Origin of the sequence: Micromonospora sp. NPDC049679 (assembly GCF_040659735.1) — a bacterium.
Lineage (GTDB): Bacteria > Actinomycetota > Actinomycetes > Mycobacteriales > Micromonosporaceae > Micromonospora_I.
The window spans coordinates 20113-35323 of record NZ_JBFANZ010000010.1; the positions used below are offsets into that span (position 1 = coordinate 20113).

12 protein-coding genes are annotated in these 15211 nt (G+C 71.5%); 8 read left to right on the plus strand and 4 right to left on the minus strand.

The genetic code is table 11. The annotated features are described in order from the left end of the window. The first annotated feature begins 128 nt into the window (after positions 1–128). The 5 genes from AB0J06_RS08990 to serA all read left to right on the plus strand — a co-directional run bounded on the left by AB0J06_RS08990 (position 129) and on the right by serA (position 8029). A complete protein-coding gene (locus tag AB0J06_RS08990; RefSeq protein WP_357426509.1) occupies positions 129–2468 on the plus strand; it encodes a bifunctional diguanylate cyclase/phosphodiesterase in 2340 nt (779 codons plus the stop codon). Positions 2469–2658: 190 nt separating this feature from the next. Further along, positions 2659–4503: an acetolactate synthase large subunit gene (locus AB0J06_RS08995; protein ID WP_357426303.1), complete on the plus strand. Its 1845-nt coding sequence runs from the start codon at positions 2659–2661 to the stop codon at positions 4501–4503. After that, positions 4503–5018, plus strand: coding sequence for an acetolactate synthase small subunit (gene ilvN, locus AB0J06_RS09000; protein WP_357426305.1), 516 nt, complete (start codon positions 4503–4505; stop codon positions 5016–5018). The genes AB0J06_RS08995 and ilvN overlap by 1 nt, the downstream gene beginning before the upstream one ends. A gap of 39 nt (positions 5019–5057) precedes the next feature. After that, positions 5058–6071, plus strand: coding sequence for a ketol-acid reductoisomerase (gene ilvC / locus AB0J06_RS09005; RefSeq protein WP_357426307.1), 1014 nt, complete (start codon positions 5058–5060; stop codon positions 6069–6071). Positions 6072–6430: 359 nt separating this feature from the next. Further along, positions 6431–8029, plus strand: coding sequence for a phosphoglycerate dehydrogenase (serA, locus tag AB0J06_RS09010; RefSeq protein ID WP_357426309.1), 1599 nt, complete (start codon positions 6431–6433; stop codon positions 8027–8029). A gap of 84 nt (positions 8030–8113) precedes the next feature. Here serA and AB0J06_RS09015 read toward each other — a convergent pair whose 3' ends face one another. Together AB0J06_RS09015 and AB0J06_RS09020 are read right to left on the minus strand one after the other, a co-directional pair. Further along, the gene (locus AB0J06_RS09015) at positions 8114–8473 is read right to left on the minus strand and encodes a hypothetical protein (RefSeq protein WP_357426311.1); all 360 of its coding nucleotides are present in this window, start codon (positions 8471–8473) and stop codon (positions 8114–8116) included. Between the two features lie 281 nt (positions 8474–8754). Then, a complete protein-coding gene (locus tag AB0J06_RS09020) occupies positions 8755–9633 on the minus strand; it encodes an FAD:protein FMN transferase (RefSeq protein WP_357426313.1) in 879 nt (292 codons plus the stop codon). Between the two features lie 217 nt (positions 9634–9850). Here AB0J06_RS09020 and AB0J06_RS09025 point away from each other — a divergent pair, with 217 nt between their 5' ends. Beyond that, the gene (locus AB0J06_RS09025; RefSeq protein WP_357426511.1) at positions 9851–10882 is read left to right on the plus strand and encodes a 3-isopropylmalate dehydrogenase; all 1032 of its coding nucleotides are present in this window, start codon (positions 9851–9853) and stop codon (positions 10880–10882) included. A gap of 167 nt (positions 10883–11049) precedes the next feature. Further along, positions 11050–12147, plus strand: a complete 1098-nt coding sequence (locus AB0J06_RS09030; RefSeq protein WP_357426315.1) for a branched-chain amino acid aminotransferase — start codon at positions 11050–11052, stop codon at positions 12145–12147. Positions 12148–12220: 73 nt separating this feature from the next. Here the strand turns inward: AB0J06_RS09030 and AB0J06_RS09035 are convergent, their stop codons facing one another. Next, the gene (locus AB0J06_RS09035) at positions 12221–12970 is read right to left on the minus strand and encodes a tyrosine-protein phosphatase (protein WP_357426317.1); all 750 of its coding nucleotides are present in this window, start codon (positions 12968–12970) and stop codon (positions 12221–12223) included. A 95-nt stretch (positions 12971–13065) separates the two neighbouring features. On the opposite strand from AB0J06_RS09035, the gene AB0J06_RS09040 reads away from it, so the two are divergent. After that, the gene (locus AB0J06_RS09040; protein WP_357426319.1) at positions 13066–14424 is read left to right on the plus strand and encodes an MFS transporter; all 1359 of its coding nucleotides are present in this window, start codon (positions 13066–13068) and stop codon (positions 14422–14424) included. A 61-nt stretch (positions 14425–14485) separates the two neighbouring features. On the opposite strand, the gene AB0J06_RS09045 is transcribed toward AB0J06_RS09040, so the two are convergent. Continuing rightward, a complete protein-coding gene (locus AB0J06_RS09045) occupies positions 14486–14905 on the minus strand; it encodes a PRC-barrel domain-containing protein (protein ID WP_357426513.1) in 420 nt (139 codons plus the stop codon). Positions 14906–15211: the final 306 nt, after the last annotated feature.

The window sequence follows — 15211 nt, forward strand, 5'->3', positions numbered from 1 at the left end:
CCTGCCCGTCACGGCCACCCCGTTCCCCATGTGCGGTTCCGATCCGGCAGAGTTGACCCGTGCAGCTCATCTCGGGCCCGGGTGTCGTCGCCGTGGAAACTGCGGTCGCGGCTGTGCTCGGCACCCTGATGTTGATCCTCTCGGCCCGGCGCCGGCCGCCCGGCCGGGGCGTCCCGCACCGGCTCTTCGCCGTCGGCGCGCTGATCGCGACCGTCAGCGCGATCGCCGCGCTGGCCGGAGTCGTCGTGCTGGCGCCGCGCTGGGCGGCGACCCAGCCCGACCGGATGATGCTCGCCTCGGTGGTCGCCGTCGGGTTCACGCTGAGCGCCGTCGTGCTCTGCGCGGGGCTGCTCGCGCTCCCCGGAGTGTCGGAAACCGGCGGTTGCGTGCTGCGGCACGTACTCGACGCTCTGGTGATCGCCGCCGCGCTCTGGTTCGTCGGCTCGGTGCTGATCTCGCCGCCGACCCGGATCCTCGGTGACTGGAGCCCGACCGCCTGCCCGGCGATCCTGCTGCCGGCTGCCGCGGCCGCCCTGGCGATCGGGGTCGCGGCCATCGTGGGCATGCGCTGGTCCGGCCCGCGCCGCGAACTCCTGCTCGTCGGTGGCGGCGTGGTCTGGGCGGCGCTCTGCGGCACGGGTCTCGCCGCCGGCATCTGCCAGCGTGGCGCCGGGCTGGCCCTGGTCTCCGCCGCCGGACTCCCGGTGGGGCTCCTGCTCGTCGCGGTCGCGCGCCGCACGCCCCACGTGCCGGGACCGCGCGACGGAGACGTCATCCGGCGCGGGACCGGCTACGCGTTCGTGCCGATGATCGCGATGGCGGTCGTCGCCATGTACCACGTGCTCGTGCGGGGAGAGTTCACCGCGATGGGCATCGCCGCGGGCAGCGTCGAGGGATTGACGCTGGTCGCCCGGCAGTACCTCGCCCTGCTCGACGTGCGCGGCTACGCCCTGCGTCTCGCCGACCGCGAGGCGCACTTCCGCGAGCTGGCGCACACCGATCCGCTCACCGGCGTGGCCAACCGTCGGGCGCTTCTGCAGGAGCTGCACCACGAGGTCGCGTCGGGCCGGCCGTGCGTGCTGGTCGCCCTCGACCTGGACGGCTTCAAGATCATCAACGACATGCGGGGGCACGACGTCGGCGACGCGGTGCTCGTCGAGGTGGGCCAGCGGTTGCGCGCTCAACTGCGGCCGGGTGACGTGACGTCGCGGTTGGGCGGGGACGAGTTCGCCGTCCTGCTCACCGCCACCGGACCGGACGAGGCGCGCCGGATCGCCGAGCGGCTGCTCACGGTGCTCAACCTGCCGTACGAACGGGTGGAGGGGCCCGTGGTCCGGCTCTCGGTGAGCATCGGGATGGCCGGCTCGGCCGCGGCGCCGGACGTGCCGGCGTTGCTGCGCAACGCCGATCTCGCGCTGCGCTACGCCAAGCAGCGCGGCAAGAACCGGGTCGAGCAGTACGACAGCGACTACGACCAGCAGCTGCGTCGGCGCACCGCGGTGGAGCACGAGATGCGGGGCGCGATCGAGCGCGGCGAGTTGCACCTGGCGTACCAGCCGGTGGCGGCGGTGCCCTCGGTGCGGCCGGTGGGCGCCGAGGCGCTGCTCCGCTGGCACCACCCCCAGCTCGGCAACGTGCGCCCGGACGAGTTCATCCCGCTCGCGGAGGAGTGCGGCCAGATCGGCAAGCTCGGCGCCTGGGTGCTCGATCAGGCGTGTCGCCAGCTCGCCCGTTGGCTCGTCGACGGGCACGACGTGTGGGTCTCGGTCAACGTGTCACCGCTCGAGCTGCACGCCCCGGAGTACGCCCTCCAGGTCGCCGAGGCGCTCCGGGCCCACCAGGTCCCGCCGCAGCGGCTCGTGCTCGAGGTCACCGAGCACGCCGTCGCGACCGACCTCGACGAGCTGATCCGGCGGTTGCGGGCGCTGCGCGCCACCGGCGTGCGCATCGCGCTGGACGACTTCGGCGCCGGCTACTCGTCGTTGGCGCAGCTCCGTAACCTGCCGATCGACATTCTCAAGATCGATCACAGCCTCGTCGCGGAGCAGGGGCCGGCGCAGCCGGCGGTGCCCGGGCGGCGGGCCTTCGCCCCGATGGTCGACATCGTCATGCGGCTCGGCCACCAGTTGGGACTGGAGGTGATCGCGGAGGGGGTGACCAACCAGGCGGAGCTCGCGGTGGTGGTCGAGGCGGGCTGCCGGTTCGGCCAGGGCGCGCTCTTCGGCTGGGGTGTGCCGGCGGAGCACCTGGAGGCGATGTTGGACGCGGCGACATCGCAGGGCTCGCGCGCGTTGCCCGCGCCCCGCCCGGCCCCGGATGGGCGACTCGCGCTGCCGCCGGCGCCGTCGTCGCCCGCCACGCCGGTCTCGCCGGCCGGCGCTGGACCGCAGGTCGAGGGGGATCTGCCGACACGGGGCGTCCAAGATCTGGGATCAGTTGACTCAGCGCGTGAGATCCGTCAGGCTTAGCCCCATGTCGCCGACTAGGTCGTCTCGAGTACTTATCTGAGCGCACTCTCCTGCTGCGAGAGTGCGCTGGCCCCGTGCATCTGCACGAGGGCCGTTTTTATTGCCAGCTTCGGAGTCCACCGGGTGGGCACAGCCCCGCCCGACGCCGACATCAACGAGACCACCGACCGAGCCGAAGGCCTGAATCGCTATGACGAGACCAACGCCAGAGACCCTCGCCCACCGTGCCCACGCCGCCGCAGCGCCCGCCGTCACCCCCGTAGCGTCGGCCGGGCCGACCCAGATCTCCGGGGCGGGCTCGCTCGTCAGGTCTCTTGAGGCGCTCGGCGTCGACGTCGTGTTCGGCATTCCCGGCGGGGCGATCCTGCCGGCGTACGACCCGCTCTACGACTCGAAGGTGCGGCACATCCTGGTCCGCCACGAGCAGGGCGCGGGGCACGCCGCGACGGGCTACGCGCAGGCCACCGGCAAGGTCGGTGTCTGTATCGCCACCTCCGGCCCCGGCGCCACCAACCTGGTCACGCCGATCGCCGACGCGTACATGGACTCGGTCGCCATGGTGGCGATCACCGGGCAGGTGGCGAGCCCGTCGATCGGCACGGACGCCTTCCAGGAGGCCGACATCCAGGGGATCACCCTGCCGATCACCAAGCACAACTACCTCGTGCAGACGGCCGAGGAGATCCCGCGGGTGCTCGCCGAGGCGTTCCACCTCGCCTCCACCGGCCGTCCCGGTCCGGTGCTGGTCGACATCCCCAAGGATCTGCTGCAGGCGCAGACCACGTTCAGCTGGCCGCCGACGCTCGACCTCCCCGGCTACCGGCCGACCCTGCACCCCCACGGCAAGCAGATCCGCGAGGCGGCCCGGTTGATGACCACCGCCCGCCGCCCGGTGCTCTACGTCGGCGGCGGCGTGCTCAAGGCCGGCGCCACCGAGGGGCTGCGCAAGCTGGCCGAGCTCACCGGCATCCCGGTGGTGACCACGCTGATGGCGCGCGGGGCGTTCCCCGACTCCCACGAGCAGCACCTGGGCATGCCCGGCATGCACGGCACCGTCGCCGCCGTCTACGGCCTGCAGCGGGCCGACCTGATCGTGGCGCTCGGCGCGCGCTTCGATGACCGGGTGACCGGCAAGCTCGACTCGTTCGCCCCCGGCGCGGCGATCGTGCACGCCGACATCGACCCGGCGGAGATCGGCAAGAACCGCGCGGCGGACGTGCCGATCGTCGGCGACGCCAAGTACGTCATCGACGAGCTGATCTCGGCCGTCGAGGCGGTCAGCGACGGCGCGGAGCGGCCGGCGGGGGGCGGCGTCGACCGGACCGAGTGGTGGTTGCAGCTCAACGACCTGCGGGAGCGTTACCCGCTCGGCTACGACGAGCCGACCGACGGCACGCTCGCCCCGCAGTACGTCATCGAGCGGCTCGGCAAGATCGCCGGCCCGGACGCGATCTACGTCGCGGGGGTGGGCCAGCACCAGATGTGGGCCTCCCAGTTCGTCTCGTACGAGAAGCCGTACACCTGGCTCAACTCCGGTGGCCTCGGCACCATGGGCTACGCGGTGCCGGCGGCGATGGGCGCCAAGGCGGGCAAGCCCGACGCGACCGTGTGGGCGGTCGACGGGGACGGCTGCTTCCAGATGACCAACCAGGAGCTCGCCACCTGCGCCCTGGAGGGCATCCCGATCAAGGTGGCCCTGATCAACAACGGCAACCTCGGCATGGTGCGGCAGTGGCAGACCCTCTTCTACGGGGAGCGCTACTCCAACACCGACCTCGGCACCCACAAGCACCGCATCCCCGATTTCGTGAAGCTGGCCGAGGCGCTGGGCTGCGTCGGACTGCGCTGCGAGAGCGCCGCCGACGTCGACAAGACGATCGAGGCCGCGATGGCCATCAACGACAGGCCGGTGGTGGTGGAGTTCGTGGTCGGCAAGGACGCGATGGTGTGGCCGATGGTGGCCGCCGGCACTGGCAACGACGAGATCATGTTCGCCCGGGGTGTCCGCCCGGCCTTTGACGAGGATGACATCTGATGACGACCCACACTTTGTCCGTGCTGGTGGAGAATAAGCCCGGTGTCCTGGCCCGGGTGTCGGGTCTCTTCTCCCGGCGCGGGTTCAACATCGACTCGCTCGCCGTCGGCGAGACGGAGAATCCGGAGGTCTCCCGGATCACCATCGTCGTCAACGCCGACGAGTCGCCGTTGGAGCAGGTCACCAAGCAGCTCAACAAGCTGGTCAACGTGCTCAAGATCGTCGAGCTGGATCAGGGTGTCTCGGTGTCGCGGGAGTTGCTGCTGGTCAAGGTGCGGGCCGACCGTGCGATGCGGTCGCAGGTGCTGGAGACCGTGGGCCTCTTCCGGGCCCGCATCGTCGACGTCGCGCCGGACACGTTGACCATCGAGGCGACGGGCACGCCCGACAAGCTCGACGCGCTGCTGCGCGACCTCGAACCGTACGGAATCAAGGAAATGGTGCAGTCCGGCCTGGTCGCGATCGGTCGCGGCTCGCGCTCCATCACGACGGGTCCGGCACTGCGTGCCGCATAAGCACGGCGGCCGGGGTGGCCGCCGCAGGAAAGGGAAGTCATGACCGCTGAGGTGTTCTACGACGACGACGCCGACCTGGGCATCATCCAGGGCAAGAAGGTCGCGGTGCTCGGCTACGGCAGCCAGGGCCACGCCCACTCGCTCTCGCTGCGCGACTCCGGCGTCGAGGTCGTGATCGGCCTGCCCGAGGGCTCGAAGAGCCGCGCGAAGGCGGAGGAGCAGGGGCTGCGGGTGCTGACCCCGGCCGAGGCGTCCGCCTGGGCCGACGTGATCATGGTGCTGGCGCCGGACACCGCGCAGCGCAAGCTCTACACCGAGGCGATCGCGCCGAACCTCACCGCCGGCAAGGCGCTCTTCTTCGGCCACGGCCTCAACATCCGGTACGGCCTCATCGAGCCCCCGGCCGACGTCGACGTCGCGATGGTGGCGCCGAAGGGTCCGGGTCACCTGGTGCGCCGCCAGTACGTCGACGGCAAGGGCGTGCCCGCGCTCGTCGCGGTGGAGCAGAACGCGAGCGGCAACGCGCTCGCCCTGGCGCTGTCGTACGCCAAGGCGATCGGCGGCACCCGTGCCGGCGTCATCAAGACGACGTTCAAGGAAGAGACCGAGACGGACCTCTTCGGCGAGCAGGCCGTGCTCTGCGGCGGTGCCGCGGCGCTGGTGCAGACCGGGTTCGAGGTGCTCACCGAGGCGGGTTACGCCCCGGAGATCGCCTACTTCGAGTGTCTGCACGAGCTGAAGCTGATCGTGGACCTGATGTACGAGGGCGGCATCCAGCGGATGCGCTACAGCATCTCCGACACCGCCGAGTTCGGCGACTACACCCGCGGCCCGCGCGTCGTTGACGCCCGGACCAAGGACGAGATGCGCAAGATCCTGGCCGAGATCCAGTCGGGCCAGTTCACCCGCGAGCTGATCGAGGACGACGAGGCGGGCCGGCCGGCCCTGACCAAGTTCCGCGAGCAGGGCGCCGCACACCCGATCGAGCAGACCGGCAAGAAGCTGCGCGACATGATGAGCTGGGTGGACCGCCCGCTCACCGAGACGGCCTGACCCAGGCGTCTGCCGAGCCCGGCGTCCGGGGTGTGTCACCTGCACCCCTGACGCCGGGCTCTTCGCTGTTCGCGACGCCTTCACCGACGCGGCCGACGCTGTCCCACCGACCGGGAAGCACGGCGGTCAGCGCGGGCCGGCCGGGCATGACGCCGCTCACCCAGGCGCTCGTGGTGGGCGTTAGATCCCGTCTTGTGAGGGCCCTCACGCGGGGCCGCGAGGCGTGGTCCGGGCGGGGGCGAATACGATCGGCGGTAGGCCGCATCCGCATCTCCGGGTCACCCGGGTGGGGGAGCATAGGGCGCAGCGCGGCGCCCGTCCGCGCCGCAGACACTCGCCACTGATTACTGCGAGGACCAATGAATCCTGTCGTACTGATCGCCGAAGAGCTCGCCCCCGCCGCCATCGACGTGCTCGCGCACGACTTTGACGTCCGTCACGTCGACGGCACCGACCGGCCGGCGCTGCTCGCTGCCCTGGCCGAGGCCGACGCGGTGATCGTGCGCAGCGCCACCCAGATCGACGCTGAGGCCGTCGCCGCCGCCCCGCGGCTGAAGGTCGTCGCCCGTGCCGGCGTCGGCCTCGACAACGTCGAGGTGCCCGCCGCCACCGCGCGCGGCGTCATGGTCGTCAACGCCCCGACCTCCAACATCGTCTCCGCCGCGGAGCAGGCGCTCGCCCTGCTGCTCGCGGTCGCGCGCAACACCGCCAGCGCGAGCGCCGCACTCAAGGCCGGCGAGTGGAAGCGCTCCAAGTACACCGGGGTGGAGATCCAGGGCAAGACCGTCGGCGTGGTCGGCCTCGGCCGGATCGGCGTGCTCTTCGCGCAGCGCATCGCCGCCTTCGGCACCCGCCTCATCGCGTACGACCCCTACATCCAGCCGGCCCGCGCCGCCCAGCTCGGCGTCCGCCTCGTCGGCCTGGAGGAGCTGCTGCGGGAGAGCGACTTCATCTCGATCCACCTGCCGAAGACGCCGGAGACCGTCGGCCTGATCGGTGAGAAGGAGCTGGCGATCGTCAAGCCCGGCGTCCGGATCATCAACGCCGCACGCGGTGGGCTCGTCGACGAGCAGGCCCTGGCCAACGCGATCGCCGAGGGCCGGGTCGCCGGCGCCGGCATCGACGTCTACGTCAAGGAGCCCTGCACCTCCTCGCCGCTCTTCGCGTTCGACAACGTGGTGGCCACCCCGCACCTGGGCGCCTCCACGAACGAAGCGCAGGACAAGGCCGGCCTGGCCGTCGCCAGGAGCGTGAAGCTGGCGCTGCAGGGCGAGTTCGTGCCGGACGCGGTCAACGTGCAGGCGGGTGGCGTGGTCGCCGAGGACGTACGGCCGCTGTTGCCGCTCGCGGAGAAGCTCGGCAAGGTGTTCACCGCCGTCGCCGGCGGAGTCGCCGCGAGCGTCACCGTCGAGGTGCGTGGCGAGATCGTCGCCAACGACGTCTCCGTGCTCAAGCTCGCCGCGACCAAGGGGCTCTTCGCCTCGGTCGTCGAGGAGCAGGTCACCTACGTCAACGCGCCGCACCTCGCGGCCGACCGGGGCGTCGAGGTGGAGCTGAGCACGCACGCCGAGACGATCGACCACCCCAACCTGGTCACCCTGCGCGGGGCGCTCCCCGACGGGCGTACGGTCACCGTCTCCGGCACGGTCGTGACCACCGGCACCCGCGAGGTCGTCCGGCTCACCGAGGTCGACGGCTTCGACCTTGAGCTCGGCGCCGAAGGGATCCTGCTGTTCTTCCGCTACGCCGACCGTCCGGGCGTCGTCGGCACCGTCGGCTCGATCCTCGGCGAGAGCGGCGTCAACATCGCGGCGATGCAGGTCGCCCGTCGCGAGGCCGGCGGTGAGGCGCTGATGACCCTGACCGTCGACTCGGCGATCGCGGTGGAGTTGCTGGCCTCGGCGGCCGAGGCCATCGGCGCGGGCACGGCGAGCGCGGCGGACCTGCGCGACGAGTAGTCGCCCCGGCTCCCGAAGGGCTCCCCTTGATCCGCGCAGGCGGGTGGAGGGGGGCCCTTTTCGTTGGCGGCGGCGGAGCAGCCCTCAGACGCGGGTCGGTGGGGGGTAGACCGAGCCGTCCTGCGGGTCCAGCAGCAGCAGGTTGTGCTCCCCGGCGAGCCGTTCGATCGTGAGCAGCACCTCGTCGGCGCAGGCCGGGCGGAGATGCATCTCGACGTGGTCCGTCGCGACGTGCAGCGGGGCGGCCGCCCACGGCGACTGTTCGCTCTGCATGGCGGGGCCACGGTCGGGGTAGCGGCCGGCCAGATCCGCGTAGAACGCGGCGATCCGCCGATCAGGTTGCCCCTCGACATGTTCACCCTGACGGCACAGTTCATGGGCCGCCCGCACATCCGCTGAGGTGGACCCGCTGTCCATGGACCACACGACCAGATCGAAACTCACGGGCGACAGATTGCCATCCGGGACGTGTCCAACTCCACTTGCCCCGGCCGACACGCGGCGAAGCTCGCTCTTGCACCGTGCCGCACGGAATCGATAGCGTGTTCGACGGGTTACTCAGTGAGTTGTCCGGTGTGGACACGTCTTCGGGTGACGTCGTTCCCTGCCGGGTGGGTGGCCCACACCCCCCGTGTGTGCGAGCCACGCGCACTCGTCTTTGGTCGGCCCCCGCGATCCGTTGCCGAGTTCGCGGGGGCCGATCGTGCGTGGAGCACCGCAAGTCGTTACATGACAGGCTTTCGCGGGCCGGTGCCGCCGAAGAGCGCGCGGTAACCGTCCACGGTGGGGAACCAGTCCAGGCCGGCCGGGCCGGCGGCGCAGAGCCCGGTCGCGTAGGCGTCGGCCACCGCGAGGTCGGGTCCGGTCACGATGGCGCGGCGGTGCTGCTCGACGGCGGCGCCGGTGTGCGGGTCCACCACGTGCCCGCGCCGTCCCGCCATCCCTGATGTGCCGACCGCGCCCTCCGTCAGATGCAGCATGGTCGGCTGCGGGTTGCCGCACTCCGGATCGTGTACGGCGATGCGCCACGGACCGCCGTGCGGCGCGTGCCCGCGTACCGTCAGATCCCCACCGCTGACCACCGCGTGGTCCTCGATGCCCGCGGCGCGCAACCGCGCGGCCGCCCGCTCCATCGCCCATCCCTTGAGCAGGCCGCTCGGGTCGAAGCCGCCCGGCACGGCCCACGCGTCGAACCAGCCGTCCGTGGCGGCGCGCATCGCGTCGCACCGCGCCACGATGTCGGCGAGCGGGGGGTACGCCTCCGGCGAGACCTCGCCGCGGCGCAGCAGCGAGACGAGGCTGGTCCGGCGCAACGGGCTGTACGTCACGTCGATCGCCCGCAGTTCGGCCACCGCGTCGGCGATCGCCTCGCCGAGAGCGCGCCGGGTCATCCACTCCGGCGCGATCAGCATCATCAGGTAGTCGGCGGTCGAGGTGTTGACGGTGTGCCGGGCGACCACCCGGTCGCCGAAGCCGACGGCGAGCGGCGCCCCGGTCCGCTCCGCGGGACCGGTGCCGATCCGCACGTCGGGACGGGCCCAGCTGTCGACGGCTACCGGCGTGTGTGCGGTGCGTCGAGTCCGGGTCGTCCGGTGTGCCAGCATCTCCTTGACCTTCCTGCCTGCCCCCGTGCCGGTCGCTACATACGGTAGGGGCTGGAGATGATCCCCTTATGAAGGTTCGCTGCGAAGCCGCTGTGAGCTGGGTAACCGCTGCCCGTTATCGCGCCGGTCCGTATCCTGGGATTCGTGTACCGGAACTCGGGACAATCGCCTAACGTTGCCCCCGACATCAGGTCGTAGCGGAGGAGTTGACGTGACGGTGGCGCGGATCGCGGTGGTGGCCGGCGACGGCATCGGCTCCGAGGTGACCGCGCAGGCCCGCAAGGTCATCGATGCCGTCCTCCCCGGTGTCGAGGCGACCGAATACGACCTCGGCGCCGCCCGCTACCACCGCACCGGCGAGGTGCTTCCCGACTCCGTGCTCGCCGAGTTGGCCGGGCACGACGCCATCCTGCTCGGCGCGGTCGGCGACCCCACGGTGCCGCCGGGCGTGCTCGAGCGCGGGCTCCTGCTCAAGCTCCGCTTCGCCTTCGACCAGTACGTCAACCTCCGCCCGTCCCGCCTGTGGCCCGGCACGACCGGCCCGCTCGCCAACGTCAAGCCCGGCGAGATCGACTTCGTCGTGGTCCGCGAGGGGACCGAGGGGCTCTACGCGGGCGCCGGCGGCACGCTGCACCGGGGCACCCCCGCCGAGGTCGCCACCGAGGAGAGCCTCAACACCCGGCACGGCGTCGAGCGGGTGATCCGGGACGCCTTCGCGCGTGCCCAGCGGCGCGAGCGGCGCAAGGTCACCCTCGTGCACAAGACCAACGTGCTGACCCACGCCGGCTCGCTGTGGGCGCGCGCCTTCGACGCCGTCAAGGCCGAGTTCCCCGACGTGGCGACCGAATACCAGCACGTCGACGCGGCCGCCATGTTCATGGTGACCCAGCCGCAGCGCTACGACGTCGTCGTCACCGACAACCTCTTCGGCGACATCCTCACCGACATCGCCGCCGCCGTCACGGGCGGCATCGGCCTCGCCGCCAGCGCCTGCATCAACCCCGAGCGCGCCTACCCGTCGATGTTCGAGCCGGTGCACGGCTCCGCCCCGGACATCGCCGGCAAGGGGCTGGCCGACCCGGCCGCCGCCGTGCTCTCCGCCGCCCTCCTGCTCGACCACCTCGGCCACGGCGACGCGGCCCAGCGAGTATCCGAGGCGGTCGCGGCCGAGCTCGCCACCCGTACGCCGGGAGCGCCGCTGCGCACCGCCGAGGTCGGCGACCGGCTCGCCGCGCACGCGGCGCGCTGACCGCGACTCACCTCCTCCCGTCACTCGCCGTCGATCCAGTGCCTGCGTCTGGCATCGTCGTCGCGGCGGCCGCCCTCCGCCCCGCGTGTGCGGACTCCCTCTGAACGAACGTTCGGGGTAAGTTTCAGGGCACCACTCTTTCGTTCACGTAACCGGAGGTCAGCGCAATGAGCGGTGGTGACAAGCTCGACTTCGAGATTCGTCCGAATCTCCAGCCCGTATCCGCCGCCGAGCGCGCCGCGCTGCTGGCCGACCCGGGATTCGGTCGGATCTTCACCGACCACATGGTCACCATCCGCTACGCCGAGGGCAAGGGCTGGTACGACGCCCGCGTCGAGGCGCGCGCCCCGATTCCGATGGACCCGGCGACCGCGGTTCTGCACTACGCGCAGGAGATCTTCGAAGGGCTCAAGGCGTACCACGCCGCCGACGGCGGGATCACGATGTTCCGGCCGCAGGCCAACGCCGCCCGGTTCGCCGCCTCCGCCGAACGGATGGCGATGGCGCAGCTGCCCGAAGCCGCGTTCCTCGACTCGCTGCGACACCTCATCACGATCGACCGCGACTGGATCCCGACCGGCGAGGACGGCAGCCTCTACCTGCGCCCGTTCATGTACGCCAGCGAGGTCTTCCTCGGCGTGCGCCCGGCCGCCGAATACCTCTACGTCGTGATCGCCTCTCCCGTCGGCGCGTACTTCTCCGGTGGCGTCAAGCCCGTCAACGTCTGGGTCTCGCCCCGGTACACGCGGGCCGCGCCCGGCGGCACCGGGGCGGCCAAGTGCGGCGGCAACTACGCCACCTCGCTGGTGGCCCAGGCCGAGGCGATGGAGCACGGCTGCGACCAGGTGGTCTTCCTCGACGCGGTGGAGCGCCGCTACGTCGACGAACTCGGCGGCATGAACGTCTTCTTCGTCTATGACGACGGCACCCTCGTCACCCCGCCGCTCACCGGCACGATCCTGCCCGGCATCACCCGCGACTCGGTCATCACGCTGGCCCGCCAGGCCGGTCGGACGGTCGTGGAGCGGCCGGTCAGCTTCGACGAGTGGCGGGCGGACGCGGAGAGCGGGCGGCTTCGGGAGGCGTTCGCCTGCGGCACGGCGGCGGTCCTCACGCCGATCGGGCAGGTGCGCTTCCCGGAGGGTTCGTTCACGATCGGGGACGGCGGTCCCGGCGAGGTGACGCTCGGACTGCGGCAGGTCCTCGTCGACCTGCAGCGTGGGCGCGGCGAAGACCCCAACGGCTGGACGCACCGCGTCTCCTGACGTCCCCGCGCAGCGCCGTCGCCGCGTCGGCGCGTTGATCGACGGAGAACTCCTTGATCGACGTGGCGGGCCGTCAGGGCGTCGGGTCGGTGAGCAGGTGCGCGCGCAGCGCCGCCACCTGCTCCCTGCCCAGCCCTGCCCCGGTCACATAACGCTCGATCGAGCCGTGCCGCTGGCGTAGCTCGCCGAGAAACGTCTGCATCGCCTCCGCCGGGCTGGAGAAGAACGGCGTGGGAACCGTGCGATAGGGATCCTGCTTGTCCAGCCACGCCGTGAAGCGGTCCGCTGCCGCCGTGCTCAGCGCGTAGTCCTCGGCGATCACCTCGTCGGGGACACCGAGCAGCGACAACGTCAGCGCGCACACCACGCCGGTGCGGTCCTTGCCGGCGGCGCAGTGCACCACGGCCGGGGCGCTCGCCTCGTCCGCGATGAGCGTCAGCGCGTCCACGACGCCGCCGGCCGCCTGCTCGGCGAGGTCGTGGTAGCGGTCGGCGAGATAGCGCGCCGGCCCCACCTCCTCCTCGTACGGGATCTCGATCCACTCCTGGTGCTCGAGGTGAACGTGCTGGTAGTCCAGCCCGTCATAGGCCGGCACCCGGCCGTACCGGCTCACCTCGTGCGGGCGGCGCAGGTCGATGACGGTGCGCACGCCGAGCGCGGCGAACGCCGCCCGGTCGCTGTCGTCGATGCGGTGCAGCGAGTCCGAGCGGTAGACACGACGCCACCGCACCGTGCGACCGTCGAGCCCGGCGTACCCGCCGACGTCCCGAAAGTTGAACAGGGTCGAGAAGGTCAGCGTGCGGGTCGCGGGGGAGACATCCATGCCGACACGGTAACGGCCGCCGTATCGCGGTCGCTGTGGCGCGCGTCGCCGGAAAATCACGCGACGATGTCGGGGGCCCGTGGTCCCATGGCAGCGTGCACAGCTACCGCCGCGACCTCCAACTCCTGCGTGATCGTCGCTTCGCCCTGCTCTTCGCCGCCCGCACCGTCTCCGTGCTGGGCGCCGCCTTCGCCCCGGTGGCCCTGGCGTTCGGTGTGTTGGGGCTCGAGGATGCCACGGCCGCGACCCTGTCGGTGGTGCTCGCCGCGCAGGCCATCCCGGAGATTGTCTTCATGCTCGTCGGTGGCGTGCTCGCCGACCGGTTCCCGCGCTACCGGGTGATGGTCGCGGGTGAAGTCCTCAGCACGCTCGCCTACGGACTGCTCGCCGCGATGCTGATCAGCGGTACGGCGCCGGTGCCGGCGCTCGCCGCCGGAGCGGCTGTCGCCGGCATCGGTCTGGCGGTCTTCTTTCCCGCGCTGATCGGCATCGTCCCGGAAGTCGTGGCGGATGAGCGGCTGCAGGCGGCGAACGGGCTGCTCCGTGTCGGCACCAACATCGCCCGCATCGCCGGCTACGCGCTCGCCGGGGCCACTGTCGTGCTGGTGGGTGGTGGCGTGGCGCTGGCGGTCAGCGCCGGTCTGTTCGCCGTCTCCGCGCTCCTCATCGCGGCGCTGCGGCTGCCCGCGGTGGCGGCGCGGGCAGCCGGCCCCGGTCGCACTGCGATCGCCGATCTGCGCGACGGCTGGCGTGAGTTCGTCGCGCGGCAGTGGTTGTGGGTGATCGTGCTGCAGTTCGCCTTCATCGTGGCGGCGCTGCAGGCCGCCCACGGGGTGTTGGGGCCGTTGGTGGCGAAGCAGGAGCTCGGCGGAGCCGGCGCGTGGTCGGCGGTGCTCGCCGGTGAGGCCGTCGGCATGCTGCTCGGCGTGGCCATCGCGATTCGGATCCGGCCCACCCGGCCGATGCTGGTGTGTGTCCTGATGACCCTGCCGACCGCTGCGCCCTACCTGCTGCTCGGAGTGTCGGCCCCACTGTGGATGGTGGTCTGCGGCGCCGCGGTGATGGGGATCTGCTTCGACATCTTCGGGGTGCTGTGGGAGACGACGCTCCAGCGGGAGATCCCGCCGGCCGTACTGTCCAGGGTCAGCTCGTACGACGCCCTCGGCTCGTTCATGTTCGGCCCGATCGGGCTGCTGCTGGCCGGTCCCGCGGCGCTCGCTTTCGGCGCCCGGCCATCCCTCATCGTCTGCGGCGGTGTGATCGTCGTGGCCACGCTCGCCACGCTCTGCTCGCCCAGCGTGCGCGGGATGCGGGTGCCGGCCGCGGAGCCCGCCGCCCATGGGCTCGCGGTCCCCACCGTCGCGAACGCGGTGGCGACGCCGGCGCTGGCGGCGGACGGCCCGGCGGCGGCTCCGGACGTTGCGCGGCAGCCCACCGGCGTCGTGCCGTCCTGACCGCTGGGCGCGCCGACGGCCGGCGGGGGATTCCCGCCGGCTGTCGTGACTCCCTCTCCGCCTAGGCGGTCGGGGGGAGCGTCGAGCCCGGTGCGCCGTACGTTCCGCCGTAGTAGCCACCGAGCTTGTCCCGGTACGTCGGATCGCCGTAGGTCGTCTCGTCGAATTCCGGAGCAGCCTTGATCTGGCCCTTGCTCCGGTCGAGGTAGACCTTCCGATCCTCGTGGTCGACGTGGTTGATCACGCCGGCCGGCAGCATCACCTTCTTGCCGAAGATCCACGGCCCGGTGTCGACCACCAGGTAACTGGCGTTGACGTCGTGGCTGGCACTGTCGATCTTGCCAATGCCGCCATCGGTCGCCTCCACCTTGTAGCCCACCACGTCGCCGCCGGTCACGTCGGCATCCTCGCGGTAGCTCCACGGATCGAAGGCGTGGGCCGGGGTCGCCCCGGCGAAGGCGCCCCCGCCGTCGTGCGCCAGGGGGTCCGACGTCTGGTTCGGGGTCGTCTGAGGGTCGAGCCTGTCCACGGGCTTTCACTCCTCTTCTCGACATCGACTGCTCTGTCATCCCTCGCCATACCCGGTGCCCGGATCGGCTACACGCGTAGATCGAAGATCCTTGGTGAATGGGTGAATGGGTGAATGGCCGGGTCAGGTCGGTGGTCGGGGCACCTGTCCGCGTCGACTTCCCAAATTGTGGACTTTTCTTCCCGGAGATCGGTCGGGATGGCAAAGTACTCTGCGTGACGCAGCTCGTACTCATTATTGGCACCTAGCGCGCCGGCC

Excerpts from the sequence above, each read along its gene's own strand:
- serA (WP_357426309.1), top strand. The coding sequence starts at position 6,431 with ATGAATCCTGTCGTACTGATCGCCGAAGAGCTCGCCCCCGCCGCCATC.
- ilvN (WP_357426305.1), top strand. The coding sequence starts at position 4,503 with ATGACGACCCACACTTTGTCCGTGCTGGTGGAGAATAAGCCCGGTGTC.
- AB0J06_RS08990 (WP_357426509.1), top strand. The coding sequence starts at position 129 with ATGTTGATCCTCTCGGCCCGGCGCCGGCCGCCCGGCCGGGGCGTCCCG.
- AB0J06_RS09020 (WP_357426313.1), bottom strand. The coding sequence starts at position 9,633 with ATGCTGGCACACCGGACGACCCGGACTCGACGCACCGCACACACGCCG.
- AB0J06_RS09030 (WP_357426315.1), top strand. The coding sequence starts at position 11,050 with ATGAGCGGTGGTGACAAGCTCGACTTCGAGATTCGTCCGAATCTCCAG.
- AB0J06_RS08995 (WP_357426303.1), top strand. The coding sequence starts at position 2,659 with ATGACGAGACCAACGCCAGAGACCCTCGCCCACCGTGCCCACGCCGCC.
- ilvC (WP_357426307.1), top strand. The coding sequence starts at position 5,058 with ATGACCGCTGAGGTGTTCTACGACGACGACGCCGACCTGGGCATCATC.
- AB0J06_RS09035 (WP_357426317.1), bottom strand. The coding sequence starts at position 12,970 with ATGGATGTCTCCCCCGCGACCCGCACGCTGACCTTCTCGACCCTGTTC.